Consider the following 15405-nt stretch of genomic DNA (forward strand, 5'->3'; position numbering starts at 1 on the left):
GCATTCGGGGCAAAGAGAGAAGGGAGCGCTATAGATGGACTGGGTAAGCTCAAAACTTTTACCCAGAGCTGGGCACCCCTCACCCTCATGCTCATATTCGTAAACAGGCATGAAATCACCACATCAATTTTTGCGTTGCAGACAATTTAGCATCACTGTGCAACACTCGTCACCTGAGGTCAGTTCGATCTTCTTAGCCTTAATCGTATAATCGGTCTGAGCCTTGTCCAAAAACGAATACAGAGTCTTCCGGCGCAGATCATGTGCCAAGTAAATGGACCCACCCGGAGCCAACAATTTATCAAACAACGTAAGCAGAGGCGAGAGCAGGTCTTCACGGAACAGGATTTCAGCCCCAAGGATAGTATCGAATGGCTTAAGAGTCGACGGCTTGGTCCAGTCAATAAAACGGCATTCAACCTTAAGACCGTTGGCTGCAGCGCTGACTCTCTGAAAATCGAGTATCCGTTGCTCATAGTCACTCAAGGTCACCCGAAACCCCTTGGCAGCGGCCACCAGACCAGGGGCGCCCAATCCAGCGCCCAACTCCAGCAGACGAGAAGCAGAGGTTACCGGCAAAGTCGCCGCGACATCGGCTAAGACCATGGCCGACTCCCAGAGCTTTATCCAAAAAGGAAACTCGGAAACATTTTTAAAGGGATCCCTCCCTTTTAAGACACACTCCAAGTCCTGGACCTTCAGTAATTGAATCTCAACATCCCGGGTCCGAAAAGGCTCAAAGGCAACCTTGTAATCTTTCCTGATCTTCCGTAGAAGTTCTGCCGCATTTTCGGGTAAATCCTTAGCAATTGACATAGGATAAGGGTCCTTTCCCTGCCACCGAGGGGCAAGGTGTCTATAGGGGCCGTCACAAAAAATACCTTGGGCACTGTTGATCGTTTCCTGACGACTCCTTTTGCCGATTCGGCGATCAAGAATGATCAAGTTACTTTTTTACAACGGCTTAGCAATTTAACGAAACATGGTCCAAACCACGACGCCAGCAAGCACTATACGATAATAGGCAAACACAGCGAAGGACCTAGTCTGAATATAACGCATCAAAAAAGCGATAAACAAATAACCGGAAATAGCTGAGGCCAGAAAACCATACAGGAAAAATGCCTCTTGACCAGGAGGAAACCCCTCCTTGATAATCTTGACCAAGTGCAGCAATCCGGCCCCAGCAACAATCGGCGCCGACATCAAAAACGAAAACCTTGCTGCCGTCGGCCGGTCCAAGTTCCGAAACAGACCAACAGTCATCGTGATCCCGCTCCTGGACACTCCTGGGACCAAGGCACAGGCCTGCGCCAGCCCAATGATAATGGCATCGACAAGAGTCAACTCATGAAAACTGCGACCGCGGCGGCCAATCTTCTCGGCCCAAAGCAGGATCAGACCAAGTCCGGCCAAGGTAGACGCCACCACCGCCGGTTGACGAAGGTTTGCTTCAATCTGATCACCAAACAACTTGCCCAACACAGCGGCCGGAATAGTAGCAACAAAGAGAAGCAGGGCCAAGTGCTGATTAGCACATACGGTTTCATCCGAACGGTCAGGGCGCAGCATTGCTCTGAAAAGGGCCAAGAATTCTTTTCTGAAGTAAACGAGAATCGCAAGCAGGGTCCCCATGTGCAGGGCCACATCAAAAGCCATGCTCGCTTCCTGAATGTGAAAAAAGGCCTCCGCCAGAACCAGATGGCCAGAACTCGAAACCGGCAAAAACTCTGTTGCCCCCTGTAGCAGACCCAATAAAATTGCCTTTACAAACTCCATTTCACAATCCTTCGTCCTTAACAAGGGGTGATAAACTACGTTGAAAGAACTTCCATGAAAACAAAAAAAGAGCCATCCAATCATACGACTGGACAGCTCTTTAGGAATTTCAGCCTAAGCTGAAACCTATGAGGGGAATTAACAACCCTCGACAGCCTTCTTCTTGTTAGGACTAACTTTGATTGGCTGACCGACTTCAATTTTTGCAGTATCTTTGTCCTTACACTCCAGAGTAACAGTCGTTCCCTCAACTGCCTTGACATCACAGGTGAATGAATGAGCCACTACAACCGTACCAGCGGTGAATGCCAATGCCATTGCTAACGCCATGATCTTCTTCATCTTTGCTCTCTCCTTGGTGAAATTAATGTTTTACTGCCTCCGCTACAATCAGCGTCCAACGGAATCATCTCCGTCTCACGCAACTACTCAAAAACCGATTAATTTACTAGGAGAAGAGTACCAAAAAAAAAAATCCTGTCAACCATAAATATGTGCATCGTAGTAGCTAGAGGGTCAAAATTTATTGTAAAATCTGTTTTACATCCTCGACAAAGGTCTCATGGCTGGTCCACCCATCGAAGCGCTTGCGCACTGTTCCAGACTGATCAACTAAAAATGATGCCGGGATACCAAAAATCCCCCCAAAATCACGGCTTATTTGGGAGTTCCCCATTATCACCGGATAATTAATTCCAGTCTTATCAATAATCTTCTGAACAGGTCCCTCTCCGCCTTGGTCCATGGACACGCCGATAACTGCCAACCCTTGGGGACCAAACTCCTTTTGCAGACTGATCAATGACGGGATTTCCTGGACACACGGACCGCACCACGTCGCCCAGAAGTTAATCAACACGGCCTTGCCACGTAATTTTGTAATATCAACCACCTTTTGGTCCTGAACAGCTGGCAGAGCAAAATCAGGGACCTTCACCGCCGCTTGAGCTACCCCCCCACATCCTATCCACAAGGTGACAACCAGCATGCCCACCATTTTTTTCCATATCGATGATTTCATTACCTCTCCCTTCCCCATGTTAAATTGTTGTCTCACCACCCAAACCACAGAGCAACCACTTCCCGGCGATGCCAAATCCACGGGCAGAATACACCACCCTTTCCGGCACAACTTAATAATATAATAAGCACGGTATACTTTTTTTACAATTAGTCAGAATTATTTTACCTGTCAACGAAAAGACAGGGATGGATCATGTCCGTACGTCTATCAAGGCATAGCGACCGACCACCCCAACCTTGGAGGTCAAATCATCTTTCAATGCCCTGAGACAATCGACTGGACCGGACCGACAGGTAATGACTGTTGCCGCGCCAGTCACTCGCTCAAGCGCTTGGACCAAAAGGGCAAGGTGCTGGCGAACGTGTTCGGCCGCCTCTGCGGTGGCCAGGGTGATAACCCCCGACACTGACTGTGGACGAGTTGAAAGGGAAATGTGAATATCACCAAGCCGACTCATGGCGAGATAAAAAGAGAGATTGGTGATTTCTCCGTCCGCTCCGACCTCTCCTCCCTCTCTCTGATCAAAAGAAAAAAGCCACTCACCCTTTCCTGCCTGCTCTGCAAAAAAAATCGGAAAGATAACATAGTCACCTCCGACACTTCCCCCGGTCGTCTGATTAACTAAGACATGTGCATCAACCAACTGACTTACTTTCTGGGCGGCAAGAGTCTCAGCGCTCCCTGCCTGAACAGTGCCTGGCAGGATCGATTTCCTATCATACGACTGCCACTGGCTGAACTGAACCATGGTCTTGGCAAGCTTGACGGGGTCGACCCGACCATCCATAGCATGGCCATCCCAAAAGGCACGGACCATCTCCTCCTGAGTCAACTTCGAGCAAACTCCATCCAAGCCAAACATCCCCGGCAACATGACCCGCAGAAGATTCAAAACCGCATTCGCCTTACCAGCCTCTGCCAGTAATGGGCTCCCCCCTGCGTGTGCCACTTGAAATAGGAATTCACGACCAACTGGCAAAGCACTGACCGCTGTCGCTCGAAAAGTTCCAGCGTCCGTCTCCACAATCAGCATCCCTGACGCATCGATGCTGGCCACCCGGCCTTTGAGCACCTGCCCCAGAGCTAGCCCCTCCCCCCCCACCTCTACCGCCTGCTTCTCACCCCCCGCCCCATGAGTCGACCGGATCCGGAAAGGATCCACAAGCGAAGAGTCGCCGATCTTCATGGTCTGCCGGGACAAGGCAGCATCACAACCGCCTCGGTCCCATGCTCTTGCCTGGCAATTACGAACTGCCCTTTATGGGCGGCAACAATCCGCTCTACCATTGTTAACCCTATACCCGACCCATACGTCTTAGTAGTGAAAAAAGGCTCCCGGGCACGACGAAGCTGCTCATCATCAATGCCAGTTCCAGTATCCTTAATCACAATTTTCAGCCAATCAACTTCACGGATCATTTGAATGATCAAATGCCCGCCATCAAACATCGCCTCAATTGCGTTCTTGATCAGATGAACCAGAACCTTCTGAATCATCAAGGGATCAACCTCAACTGTCAACTCGGGGTTCGGAAAGACCACCTCTACCACGATATGGCGTTTTGTCGTCTCACCTTGCAGAAGAAGCAGGGCATTGTGCAACAGAGGGTAAAAAAGAGTTGGTTCCGGATGAATCTCGTCCTGGGTCACGAACTCGAAAAGCTCAGATAGTGTTGTCTCCAGGCGCCCCGCTTCTTTATACACCAGATCAGCATAGTGAGCCAATTCCTGATCCTGCGCCTTCTTGGCCATAATTCGGGCCACACCGCCAATAGAGGTGATCGGGTTGCGCAGGGTATGGAGCATCTGCGCTGCCATGTGGCCCAAGGCAGAAAACCGTTCCGCCTCAACTAACATGTCTTTGTTCTTATCAAGCTCTCGATTAAGTTCCTCCAGCTGAACAATGGTCTTCTGCATATCCATATTCAGATGAGTATGTTCGATAACCAAACTCGCCTGGCTGGAGAAAAGCTCCAAGGCGCTGACATGACTCTCGCTGATCGGCTGCCTGGTAACATAATTATCAGCAATAATTACCCCCAAAGCCCGGTGAGGCGAAAATAGTGGCACAACCACAAAATCCTCCGTGCCTAAAAATTTCACCATATCATCAAACGAAGAACCATTAGCCCTGCCGCCAACAACGGTAATGCTCCGCCGCTCCATAGCGGCACGAATCAGGATATGTTTGCTGTCGCTCAAGGGGATCTCCAACCCCCTGATCAGCCGATTAAGGCCCATGTCCTCGGTCCCGACCCGACAGAGTTTGACGTTATTTACCACCTCAAAAAAATCAAGCTGCTTCTGTTGCAATTCAGACCAGACCCTCCACGCCTCTTCCCGACAGCCAGGACCAATGGCAAGACGACCTTTAAGCACCTGATTATCGGTGTCGAACATGGCAAGAAATGCCCGATTGAAACGCAGACCTTCATTGGCGGTGATCCCGACCAGAATAGCCTGCAGAATCTCGTCAAGCTCCACTGAGTTGAGATACACTGAGTTCATCTTCAGGGAGAGTTGATGCATCAACTGGATACGGAAATTAGCATTTTCCAGGTCACTTTGATACTGCCGGTTCTGGATTATCAGTCGTCTCTTTTCTAAATTTTTGATCACGGAACGCAGGATCTCATTGAGCCGAACCGGTTTAGCCAAAAAGTCATCAGCGCCCTGCCGGATACAATCCATCGCGGTCTCAAGATCCGCGATTCCAGTCAGCATAATAACAGCAAGCAGAGGATATTGTTCTCTAACCTGAGCCAGGATCTCCTGACCTGTCATGTCCGGCAGGCCTATATCAAGGACCAACAAGGCAACAGGCATAGAACGCAGCAAGTCAAGACAAGCCTGGCCGCTAGTTACCTCTTTTACCGACAGTCCATTCTCCTCGAAAAACACCCGGATGGGTTCGCGAATCAAAAGATCATCATCGACAATCAAGATGACCTCTCCGGCACTCAGGAGATCGGCATGATAACCTGTGTCGGTATGCTGAAATCCAGAAAAATTGATATTCATGAAAACCTGCCCAAAACAGTTATGAAGTGTAACAAACTACTCTCCCGGTCAATTAGCTAATTAGGATAAAGATGATGGTCTCGCAAAAAGTCACGGGATGGCTAAGCAAAAGGGCCGATATACAAGGCGCAGTGTGCTTTTGCGAATGAGGCCACACATATGGTGTGCCGAATGAACAAAAGTGCGCTGCAACGCAGTAGATCGGGCTTTTTGCGACGCCATCAAAGATAATACAATTAAAACAGACAGCTTCTTTTGCCAGAAAAAGCGCTGTTGATGGTATCTACACCAAACACAAGTAATTTAATTCCACTGGAATGTATCTAACATATCCCTCTCAAAATTTAAACGGACTCGCTGCTCCGCACAATTACTGTAGATGTTCACAGTGCTGCAGATGCGCGAAAGAGGCCTGTGCGCTATACATATGGTATGCGAACCAGGCCGATGACAAAGCAGATGCGGCGCTGCTGAACGTTTACCAATTACTCTACCACAGCAAAAAGACGGTAAGGCCGCTGTTGCACGAGAAAGATCAAGGATACTACCAAAGGATAAGTCCGGAAAAACTCTCACTCACTACAGCTTTAGTTACAGATAGCTTTGTCTGTCAAGCATAAAAAAAGGGCCATACCCGCCTTAACGGCAGACATGACCCTTATTTAATCGGGATATTTTAGAGAATTGAAGATTACATATCAACCATCAATTTATTACTCTCTTCATTCCAATCAACCACCACATACCAAATAGCCATAGCCGCCAGAATCAAGATCAAGGTCCCACTATACCCCAAGAAGGTGTCCGGCATATAGACATAAGACCCCAACTTCCCACTGCCCTCGAAGTCTCCACTCTTAAACCAAGCATCCACCAAGGCGTTAGTAACACCAAAGAACGGCACCACAATCCATAACTTAATCTGGCCTTCACCAACCCGCCAGAGGGTTCCGGTACCACAACCGCCAGCCAACATGGCGCCAAAACCAAAGACCATGCCACCAACCACGCCGCCCCAACCAAAGGTGCCGCGTACATAGTTGCCAGTTGCCAAAACAGGGATACTCTCCTCAAGAACACTGACCCCATCAACATTTTCAAGCACTCCGTCCATATCAAGATCCTCAGCCTGATCGGAAACCTCAGCGACCACTGAGCTGAAGGTTGAACGGATATTGCTCAAACGCTCAGGGACCGGGTACTTCAACACCACAGCGCCAATAGCAACGATACAGACACTGAGAGCCACAGCCTTAGCCATGGTACAGTCGCCTGTCATGTGTGGCTCACGAAAACCCTGGATCATACACCACCGGCCACGCTGCATGGCATAACCCAAGACAGCGGCAATCAGCATCATACCTCCGAGCGACGCTGCATAACCATCCTCACTGATACTATAAGTATGTGCTCCCCAGAGCAAGGCCAGGATAGCAGCAAGACCAAACACACCCTGCAAGGCTTTCGGCAGTTCAATGGTCTTACCGCCGCCGCTACCCCAACTGACATTCTCCATCTCCCAATAGATGTACTTCAAGCCACCGATAGCCCCGAAGATTAATCCCAGCCACATGGCAAAGCCATGGGCCGACAGATTACCGATAGCATTATAAAAGCCTCCGACATTACACCCACCGGCAAGACTCGCGCCAACACCCATTACAATACCAGCCACTACAGCCTTAGCCCGCTCCAAAACAGGTGGGATACGAATTGCGAAATCGCTTCCCAGATTAGCCGAGATAAACGCGCCAACAACGAAACCAATGCCGATCACTGAGCCTGAATCGAAAAGAACTGATCGTGGAGCCTCACTGGCAAGACCTGCCCCGTATAAAATCCAATCACCCCAATTTCTTACTGCGCCCACTGCGCCCCAGGGACGCCACCACGCCATGGCCAGAATACTGAAAAGACCAACGATGATACCCACCGTATTGGCGCTCCACTCATCCTGACATAATTTTTTGTATAACCCTTGAACCTTGCCCACAAAGACGCTTTCCTCTGCCATGCCGTTCCCTCCCCTTTGTTAACAAAAGATGCTTACAAGTGGACCACAAACGAGTGTCCGTGAAACTACCTAAAAAGGCCCACCAACACTACGCTGTAGCAGTCACTACCTCACAGAATACCCACCTTCTACCCAGCTGATAATATTTTGTCAAGTAAGATAACATCCCGCCCTGTCAACAAAAGCAAGCAAACACGCCAGAAGAATGAATTATCATTCATTTACCCCTTGACATCAAAATTAATCGTTGGTAGACAGAAATTGAAAAGGTACATAAATAGCAATCTGTCATTCATACTACAATGTCAAAGGAGACCACTTATGAGCATTACTGCCCCTGCTGATGTTAAAGCAAATCTGACCCTCGACGCAAAAGGTTTGAGCTGTCCCATGCCCCTCCTCCGCACCAAGAAAGAGATCAGCAAATTAAAGTCCGGTGAGATTCTCGAAGTTCTCGGCACAGACCCGGGCTCACGCAACGATCTGCCCGGCTGGTGCGAAAAAAGTGGGCACACCTTCGTTGGAGAGAGAGAAGGTGATGGTTGTATCCATTTTTTCATCAAAAAAGGTTAATTCACACGGCAGGTAACTGACATGGCGCATCAGCCACTTTTGGATGCGCCACTATTTTTTTTAAGGGAGAGAGAAAATGGCAAAAAGTCTAGGAATTTTTGTTACCAATCCCAACCAGATGCGACATGTCATGGGTGTAACCAAGGCAGCGCTGGCCAAGGGATCAAAGGTTAAGGTATTTTTCACCTGGTGGGGCACCAAACTGACCGCCACGCCTGAATTTGCAGAATTATGTTCACTTGAAAACGTCGACGCCTCCATCTGTGCCGACAGTTACGGCAAGGCAGGATTCGATGTCAATGTTGTGCCCAAAGGACTCACCAAGGAAAAAATGGGGACCCAGGCCCAACATGGCGCAATCATCGAAGAGTACGACTGCTACCTGACCTTATAAGAGAGGAGAAACACAATGTCTAAAAAAGTATGCTTCATCCCCAGACATAATGACTACGTCCATGACTCCATGCGGTCAGCCCTTGGTCTGGCCGTTGAGAACATGTACTCGTTCTGCGCGATCGTTGATATCACCGTTCCGGCACTGGATGATTACAACAGAGAAAATCTTGATTGGATCAGAGACATGGAAGGCGAGGTCTACTCAAACGTAGACGCTAACGTCGAGACCAACGACATGGCCAAAATCACCCTTGAGGAACTCGGACAGAAACTGCGGGAAATGGACATTATTGTCCCTTACGGGATCGTCTGATAACCAACGTTAATAACTTGCACTTATTTTGAGGAGTCCAAGATGAAAATCTTAAACGTATACCGTTCCGCCCCTGACGCCACGACCAAGAAACTGGTCGAGATCGTCACCGAAGGCCGCGATACTGACACCTTTGATCTCAACGTTGACGCTCCGGATTACGGAACACTCGTTGATAAGATCTTTGCCGCCGACCAGACCATCTGCTGGTGGTAATCAGTCTTTCGCCTACAACGTAAAAAAAAGCCCCCTGGCCATACCTGGCAGGGGGCTTTTTTTTAGATCCTTGCGATCCTTTTTAAGCCCTGATCCCCTGTTCTCCAACCAATCGATCCATAAACGACAACAGAAATCCCCGCTGGTCGGGGGTAGCATAACAGGTACACGAGCAGTGAAGATTCGACTCGCTCCGAATCAACAGCTCAAAAGAGACAAAGTCATCACCCACCTCCACGGCAAAGGCAAAAGGTCCGCACGCCCCATGGCCTTCTTGAGCCGCACCCAAAAGTCTGGGTGGGATATCAAGCCAATAGAGACCTTCTACTCCGGCCACACGACTGTTGGCAGCCAGAAATTCCTTCGCTTTAGCCGCTTCATCGTTACTCAGTTCATTGATTAATAGTTGCCGCATAAGTCCCTTCCTCAACACAATTCATAATCGCAAAAGTCCCTTCCTACAAAATCCTAAAAACACGCCAGCCCATGCCGACCATCCGTCGTGTAATCTTTTTGAACATAACTTGTCAACCTCCAAAGCCAAAAGAAAACGATCTGATTTTCTTTGCGCTCGCTTCACGCTTACGGTACATTCTCGTCCATAGTCCTGACAACACCTAACCAAAGGAGCGCCCATGAGCGACAATTGTCTGTTCTGTAAAATCATCAAAGGCCAGATCCCAGCGTCAAAGGTTTACGAGGATGACGACATTCTTGCCTTTCACGACATCAGCCCTCAGGCCCCAGTTCATTTTCTGGTCATCCCAAAAAAACACCTCAGCGGGCCTTCTGCAATAGGCGATGCCGACCGCGCCTTGATCGGCAAGGTGATGCAGATGGGCGCCACTCTTGCCAATGAGTTAGGAGAGAAAGACTTCCGTTTTGTGGTCAATAACGGGGCTGAAGCCGGACAGACCGTCTTTCACTTCCACCTGCACGTCCTTGGTGGCCGTTCCCTGAGCTGGCCTCCAGGGTGAGCTTACCTGCCATGCCGCCGGTCGTCTCCCTGATCGGCAAGGCCAACAGCGGCAAGACCACCTTCCTGGAAAAACTGATCCCGGCCCTTATCTCTTGCAGCGTCCGAGTAGGCACCATCAAGCACCATGTTCACGACTTCGACATGGACCGGCCCGGCAAGGACACTTGGCGCCACAAGCAGGCCGGGGCCTCTATTGTCGCCCTCTCTTCACCGACCGGCCTGGGCGTGATCCGTGATTCTGATCACGACCTCCCGCTTGATGAGGTGATCGGCCGATATTTCGGTGAAGTGGATATCGTCATCACCGAAGGCTACAAGAGCGGACCGGCCCCCAAAATAGAGATCTTCCGTTCAACCGCACATCGGACTCCCCTTGTCCGCGACCATACCTGGATCGCCTTGGTCAGCGACACAGAGATAGACTGTGAGCTGCCGGTCTTTACCCTTGATAATGCAGAAGGAGTGGCCCACTTTCTGATCGACACCCTCATCTCCTCCAGGAAACAATCGCTACCCCGGTAACTCCAGAATCCAAACCACTTTAAGAGATTTCTGCCGCAAACCCCCTTGAAATCCCACCGCAAAATGGGTTAAATAAGTACTACCTTTATATGTTTTATGCTCTGATCGCCGGCAACAAAACTTCAACTCACTGAACCCCTACTCACTGCCGATTACCCCAAAGGAAACTTATGCTTGAACTACGATTCATTCGCGAAAATGCTGAATTAGTGAAGAAAAAAATGCTCTATCGCAGCCACGACGGCAGCAAGATAGACCGCTTCGTGATCATCGACCAGGAACGCCGTCAACTACTCACCGAGGTCGAAGGCCTGCGTAATACCCGCAAGACCGTCTCTCAACAGATAGCCGGGTTAAAGGCCAAGCAGCAGGATGCTGAAAGTCTGGTTCTTGAGATGCGAGCAGTTGGCGACCAGATCAAGGAACTCGAACAGCGCCTGGCCACTATCGAAGCCGACCTCAATGACATTGTCATGGAGATCCCCAACCTTTGCCAGGACTCTGTCCCCTTTGGCAACGACGACCGAGACAACCTTGAAATCAAACGAATTGGCCACCCACCGACATTTAACTTCACTCCCAAGCCCCACTGGCAACTGGGGGAGGAGTTAGGCATCATTGATTTTGACCGGGCAGCCAAACTCTCCGGCGCCCGTTTTGCCGTGCTCAAGGGGATGGCCTCGCGCCTGGAGCGGGCCTTGATCAACTTCATGCTCGACCTTCACACCCAAAGACACGGCTACCAAGAGGTGCTGCCACCTTTTCTGGTCAACAGCGCCTCCATGACCGCCACCGGTCAACTTCCGAAATTTGAGGAGGATCTGTTCCGAGCCCAAGGTTGGGACCTTTATCTGATCCCCACCGCCGAGGTGCCGGTCACCAATCTCCACCGCGACGAGACCTTAGCCGAAAAGGAACTGCCCGTTAAATATGTAGCCTATACCCCCTGCTTCCGCTCGGAGGCAGGCTCCTACGGTAAAGATACCCGAGGCCTGATCAGGCAACATCAATTCGACAAGGTGGAACTGGTCAAGTTCACCACTCCCGAGACATCTGCCGCTGAACTTGAATCCCTGCTTGGCGACGCGGAAGAGGTGCTGCAACTGCTGGAACTGCCCTACCGCGTAGTGGCTTTGTGCAGTGGAGATCTGGGGTTCTCATCCAGCAAGACTTACGATATCGAAGTCTGGATGCCAGCCCAAAACACCTACCGGGAGATTTCATCCTGCAGCAACTTCGCTGACTTTCAGGCACGACGAGGCGGCATCCGCTACCGTCCCCAGGCCGGAGGAAAAAGCAACCTGGTTCACACCTTAAACGGTAGTGGCCTGGCCGTGGGGCGGACCCTTGCCGCCATCTTTGAAAATTATCAACAGGAAAATGGCGAAATAACGATCCCGGAAATTCTGAAACCCTACTTTACCGATAGATTCAGCAGCTGAGTGACCGTTACCATTAACACTATGACAGCAGCACAATTAACAAATCGTTTGGGTCCTGAGGAATATCGCAGGGTGCTGACATTTTTTGAACGGGCCGTGCAGGAGGAACCTGACCGATGGTCATACTGGTATGACATTGGCTATTGCCTGGGAAAGCTAGGGAAATGGCAGGAAGCGGTAGCCGCTTTTGAACGGGTTATCGATAAGACGGAGGCGACCGGAACGGTCTTAGGCATGTTAGGTCTTGCCTATATTCAACTAGAACGATACGAAGATGCCGAGGCCGTTCTAAAACGCGCACACTCCTGCGATCCGAACAACGTAAACGTTCTCTACAAAATGGCGGTCGCCTATTTCCACCGGGGTGAAATGGAACGGGCCATGGCGCCACTGTACAAAATCATCTCCAGAAAGCCCCACCACGTCAAGGCCCAATTCAGCCTCGGTCTGATCGCTCACCGCTTACGCGATCACGTGGCCGTTGATCGACAACTCACCACTCTCAAAAATCTCGATCAAACCCTTGCTAACCGCCTCACTGAAATAATTCACAAAAAATCCTGACCCCACCTTCTTGCATGAAGATAAAAACTCCAGTTGACGGCAATCAGTACCCGGTTTACGGTTAAAAAATTGGCCTCTCACGGCTTGAAGTGGGTTGATGTACAAGTAGGCAGATCCGGTTTGGTGAGGTGGAGAAATGGAATGATGTGCGGAAGTAATCTTTAGTTGCGGGAGTAACCAGTTTATTTTGACACTTAGATGAAATCTTAACGGAGTGGCTACAACTTTTCTTTTACAAAACGGTACGCTTGAACTCATCCTCGAAGCGAAAGGCCTCGGGACAACGAGGCGGTATTCCCGTCGTGCAATGCGACCATCCCGCCACAATGCTTGACAAGCTTTCCTGGTAACGACGCGTTTCTTTTTTTAATCGACCTTCCTTACGTCGGACAAGGCAATGTGGTACCCTCTGAACGAGCAGCGACCCAGGTTCTGGCCTACATTCGATGGGGGCGTTCTCATCAGCCACGTCAGGATGGAGAGCGCAAAGGACCCACGCTTCCAGATCTTGTGAGGGAACACACAAAACAATATTTTCGGGCAAAGTTCCACCAAACAATGAGGCGAGGTGATTGCGTATCCAGTCACATGCATCTCTAGCTGGGGGGCAAGGTCCGTCAAAGGGGGAGCTTTAAATTCGGGATCCGTCACAACGTCGGCATCAATATGCACGATAAGGCAATCAGCATTTTTGATTGCTTCATCGCGCCCAGCAGGGCCGACCATTCGTTCCCCTGCGCACCAATTACAAACACCTTTCCAGCCTTCGGAAAGATTAGCCGACAGACCATCAGCATAGTCAGACGATGGTGGCTGGATGGATCGGGAGATAAAATCTTCCCCATCCAACCAACAATCGATAAGCCCCTCAATAACGATTTTATCCGTGATACCTTCGGTAACGAAGTAGATGTACTTCATCAGATGTTCGTAGGCACACCGCCAAAAGTGCCCATAACCCATTGCTGTGATAGAGGTACGCCTTCTTCTGCTTTTTGAAGAAGCTGATCACTGATGTTTACGCGGCTGACAACGGTTTTTCCTCGGTTGCTCCGCTCGACAGTGAAAAGACGAACAGCATCATTCCTCAGTGGTAAACCGTCTAGCACCAAAGGGTTATGAGAAGTAAGGAGAAGTTGTCGATCTCGGAGCTCAGTTGCCCAGGTGCAGAGATTACGGGTCAATGCCTTTGCCAAGCGGGGATTGAGCGCATGGTCGAAGTTATCGACGGCAAAAACGGGTGGAGATAGTGGATGATGAACAAGGACCATCATAAATAGGACGTAGAGAGCCCCTTCACTGGCATCATAACCGGAAAGTAATCTCTACCCTCAACCATAAAACGATCCCGAAAGCGCATGATGCGGGTCGGTTGCGGTATGTTCTTTGACACCGGCACCGAATCCGGACCTGCTGTGCCCAAACCGTTTGCCCAATCGATCAAATTAAGTACTGACACACGAAGTTTCACTTGGTCGGGCATAGGAAGCCCCGCCAAGACATCTTTGTACGCCTCGGCAAGGCGACCGCCGCTCAAACCGACCGGCTCACGGCTTTGAGGGTCAGCGTCCAGTCCGCACAACGTCGCAGTGTCAGGGGAGCAGATCGCGAACTGTCTCAGTTCTTTTAGAAGACTGCCAGCCAGACTTTCTGTAGAGAGTTCTACGGCCTTTAGAGCGGCGTAACCAGCGGTGGGATCAAGACGTTTCATTAAACTTGGGGAACGCCCGACGAGCTTTTCATTCCCCTTTTGCAGCAATTCATGTTTGAAGCGCTAGGCGGGTTCCGGTTTGTTCAGGGGGTTGAAAAGTCCGACCGAATAGGAAGCGCCTTTATTGGAGGCGGTGAATCGAATCGCCTCGGGTTGCCGACTACCTGTAAAACTGGATTTATAGAGAGCTGGGAGTCCTGGCCTAACACCACGTCGTAGCAAGGCTTCATCGTCGACGCGCCCATTAGCGGCGGCACCGAGCACGCCGATGGCTTCCAGAAGATTGCTTTTCCCGCTACCATTCGCGCCGATGAAGACATTGACCAGGCCGAGATCAACACCGACCTCTTCAAGTGACTTGAATGATTTGATTTTAATCGTGTTTAGCATATATTTTAGTGTGATTCTTGAGCTGTGGAGATAACTTTAGAAAATGAGTAAAAAAGCCTCACTTTGCTTATACTCTTAGTCTTGACAGGCTCTCCTACCACCAAGTCGAATTCACAACTTTAAAAAAGATAGGTGTAACTTTCAATCACTTATCAAAGTGATATCCTAACCCTCCATAGAAATCAAGTCCATTCCGGCGATCTTGGCTGGGACATGAACAAATCGAGCTGAGTCAGGAGGCTGGAAGTCGTTGGCTGGCAGAGGATGCCGGACAAATCAGCCCATTGGCCCTAGGGTAGTCAGTTGACTGTAATGAATGTCTCTTCGTAATGTCAAACTTATGGTGTCCATGCATGATCATAAGAATTACCATATTGGCGAATGTTACTGAGCAAATCGCAAATTGACGAGAGTACCTGAGAGCGTTTTCAACACCCCCTTCGACTTTTCAAGATAACGTA

Annotated in this window: 16 protein-coding genes and 1 pseudogene; 7 read left to right on the top strand and 10 right to left on the bottom strand. The window is 49.9% G+C overall.

The genetic code is table 11. From position 1 onward, the window contains the following. Positions 1-123 precede the first annotated feature (123 nt). The 7 genes from FP815_15520 to FP815_15550 all read right to left on the bottom strand — a co-directional run bounded on the left by FP815_15520 (position 124) and on the right by FP815_15550 (position 7838). Complete coding sequence (locus FP815_15520) at positions 124-816, bottom strand: methyltransferase (GenBank protein ID MBA3016341.1); 693 nt, start codon at positions 814-816, stop codon at positions 124-126. A gap of 156 nt (positions 817-972) precedes the next feature. Beyond that, the gene (gene uppP, locus FP815_15525) at positions 973-1863 is read right to left on the bottom strand and encodes an undecaprenyl-diphosphatase UppP (protein ID MBA3016342.1); all 891 of its coding nucleotides are present in this window, start codon (positions 1861-1863) and stop codon (positions 973-975) included. A gap of 54 nt (positions 1864-1917) precedes the next feature. Continuing rightward, positions 1918-2121 carry a hypothetical protein gene (locus FP815_15530; protein MBA3016343.1) on the bottom strand — a complete coding sequence of 68 codons (204 nt, stop codon included), beginning with the start codon at positions 2119-2121 and terminating at the stop codon, positions 1918-1920. 181 nt (positions 2122-2302) lie between these two features. Beyond that, positions 2303-2836: a TlpA family protein disulfide reductase gene (locus FP815_15535; protein MBA3016344.1), complete on the bottom strand. Its 534-nt coding sequence runs from the start codon at positions 2834-2836 to the stop codon at positions 2303-2305. Between the two features lie 157 nt (positions 2837-2993). After that, positions 2994-3989, bottom strand: coding sequence for a flagellar hook-length control protein FliK (locus FP815_15540; protein ID MBA3016345.1), 996 nt, complete (start codon positions 3987-3989; stop codon positions 2994-2996). Next, complete coding sequence (locus tag FP815_15545; GenBank protein MBA3016346.1) at positions 3986-5824, bottom strand: response regulator; 1839 nt, start codon at positions 5822-5824, stop codon at positions 3986-3988. The genes FP815_15540 and FP815_15545 overlap by 4 nt, the downstream gene beginning before the upstream one ends. A 691-nt stretch (positions 5825-6515) precedes the next feature. After that, positions 6516-7838: a YeeE/YedE family protein gene (locus FP815_15550; protein ID MBA3016347.1), complete on the bottom strand. Its 1323-nt coding sequence runs from the start codon at positions 7836-7838 to the stop codon at positions 6516-6518. 321 nt (positions 7839-8159) lie between these two features. On the opposite strand from FP815_15550, the gene FP815_15555 reads away from it, so the two are divergent. The 3 genes from FP815_15555 to FP815_15565 all read left to right on the top strand — a co-directional run bounded on the left by FP815_15555 (position 8160) and on the right by FP815_15565 (position 9120). Further along, positions 8160-8411: a sulfurtransferase TusA family protein gene (locus FP815_15555; protein ID MBA3016348.1), complete on the top strand. Its 252-nt coding sequence runs from the start codon at positions 8160-8162 to the stop codon at positions 8409-8411. 76 nt (positions 8412-8487) lie between these two features. Next, positions 8488-8805 carry a peroxiredoxin gene (locus FP815_15560; protein MBA3016349.1) on the top strand — a complete coding sequence of 106 codons (318 nt, stop codon included), beginning with the start codon at positions 8488-8490 and terminating at the stop codon, positions 8803-8805. A 15-nt stretch (positions 8806-8820) separates the two neighbouring features. Further along, complete coding sequence (locus FP815_15565; protein MBA3016350.1) at positions 8821-9120, top strand: hypothetical protein; 300 nt, start codon at positions 8821-8823, stop codon at positions 9118-9120. Between the two features lie 298 nt (positions 9121-9418). Here the strand turns inward: FP815_15565 and FP815_15570 are convergent, their stop codons facing one another. Further along, positions 9419-9751, bottom strand: a complete 333-nt coding sequence (locus tag FP815_15570; protein MBA3016351.1) for a hypothetical protein — start codon at positions 9749-9751, stop codon at positions 9419-9421. A gap of 220 nt (positions 9752-9971) precedes the next feature. On the opposite strand from FP815_15570, the gene FP815_15575 reads away from it, so the two are divergent. The 4 genes from FP815_15575 (at position 9972) to FP815_15590 (ending at position 12843) form a co-directional block, all read left to right on the top strand. Then, the gene (locus tag FP815_15575; protein ID MBA3016352.1) at positions 9972-10313 is read left to right on the top strand and encodes a histidine triad nucleotide-binding protein; all 342 of its coding nucleotides are present in this window, start codon (positions 9972-9974) and stop codon (positions 10311-10313) included. Positions 10314-10324: 11 nt separating this feature from the next. Continuing rightward, entirely contained in the window at positions 10325-10837 is a 513-nt protein-coding gene (mobB, locus tag FP815_15580; GenBank protein ID MBA3016353.1) for a molybdopterin-guanine dinucleotide biosynthesis protein B, read from the top strand. A gap of 170 nt (positions 10838-11007) precedes the next feature. Further along, positions 11008-12279, top strand: a complete 1272-nt coding sequence (gene serS, locus FP815_15585) for a serine--tRNA ligase (GenBank protein ID MBA3016354.1) — start codon at positions 11008-11010, stop codon at positions 12277-12279. Beyond that, positions 12280-12843, top strand: a complete 564-nt coding sequence (locus tag FP815_15590) for a tetratricopeptide repeat protein (protein MBA3016355.1) — start codon at positions 12280-12282, stop codon at positions 12841-12843. A 366-nt stretch (positions 12844-13209) separates the two neighbouring features. On the opposite strand, the gene FP815_15595 is transcribed toward FP815_15590, so the two are convergent. Further along, positions 13210-13764, bottom strand: coding sequence for a hypothetical protein (locus FP815_15595; GenBank protein ID MBA3016356.1), 555 nt, complete (start codon positions 13762-13764; stop codon positions 13210-13212). After that, positions 13764-14944, bottom strand: a pseudogene (locus tag FP815_15600) (AAA family ATPase). The gene FP815_15595 and the pseudogene FP815_15600 overlap by 1 nt, the downstream one beginning before the upstream one ends. Between the last annotated feature and the right edge of the window lie 461 nt (positions 14945-15405).

It is taken from the genome of Desulfobulbaceae bacterium (assembly GCA_013792005.1).
Taxonomy (GTDB): Bacteria; Desulfobacterota; Desulfobulbia; order Desulfobulbales; family VMSU01; genus VMSU01.

Bases quoted from the DNA above. Each gene is read 5' to 3' on its own strand.
- FP815_15530 (MBA3016343.1), bottom strand. From the start codon at position 2,121: ATGAAGAAGATCATGGCGTTAGCAATGGCATTGGCATTCACCGCTGGT.
- FP815_15595 (MBA3016356.1), bottom strand. From the start codon at position 13,764: ATGAAGTACATCTACTTCGTTACCGAAGGTATCACGGATAAAATCGTT.
- FP815_15520 (MBA3016341.1), bottom strand. From the start codon at position 816: ATGTCAATTGCTAAGGATTTACCCGAAAATGCGGCAGAACTTCTACGG.
- FP815_15565 (MBA3016350.1), top strand. From the start codon at position 8,821: ATGTCTAAAAAAGTATGCTTCATCCCCAGACATAATGACTACGTCCAT.
- FP815_15545 (MBA3016346.1), bottom strand. From the start codon at position 5,824: ATGAATATCAATTTTTCTGGATTTCAGCATACCGACACAGGTTATCAT.
- FP815_15575 (MBA3016352.1), top strand. From the start codon at position 9,972: ATGAGCGACAATTGTCTGTTCTGTAAAATCATCAAAGGCCAGATCCCA.
- FP815_15560 (MBA3016349.1), top strand. From the start codon at position 8,488: ATGGCAAAAAGTCTAGGAATTTTTGTTACCAATCCCAACCAGATGCGA.
- FP815_15550 (MBA3016347.1), bottom strand. From the start codon at position 7,838: ATGGCAGAGGAAAGCGTCTTTGTGGGCAAGGTTCAAGGGTTATACAAA.
- FP815_15555 (MBA3016348.1), top strand. From the start codon at position 8,160: ATGAGCATTACTGCCCCTGCTGATGTTAAAGCAAATCTGACCCTCGAC.
- FP815_15570 (MBA3016351.1), bottom strand. From the start codon at position 9,751: ATGCGGCAACTATTAATCAATGAACTGAGTAACGATGAAGCGGCTAAA.
- mobB (MBA3016353.1), top strand. From the start codon at position 10,325: ATGCCGCCGGTCGTCTCCCTGATCGGCAAGGCCAACAGCGGCAAGACC.
- serS (MBA3016354.1), top strand. From the start codon at position 11,008: ATGCTTGAACTACGATTCATTCGCGAAAATGCTGAATTAGTGAAGAAA.
- FP815_15540 (MBA3016345.1), bottom strand. From the start codon at position 3,989: ATGAAGATCGGCGACTCTTCGCTTGTGGATCCTTTCCGGATCCGGTCG.
- uppP (MBA3016342.1), bottom strand. From the start codon at position 1,863: ATGATTGGATGGCTCTTTTTTTGTTTTCATGGAAGTTCTTTCAACGTA.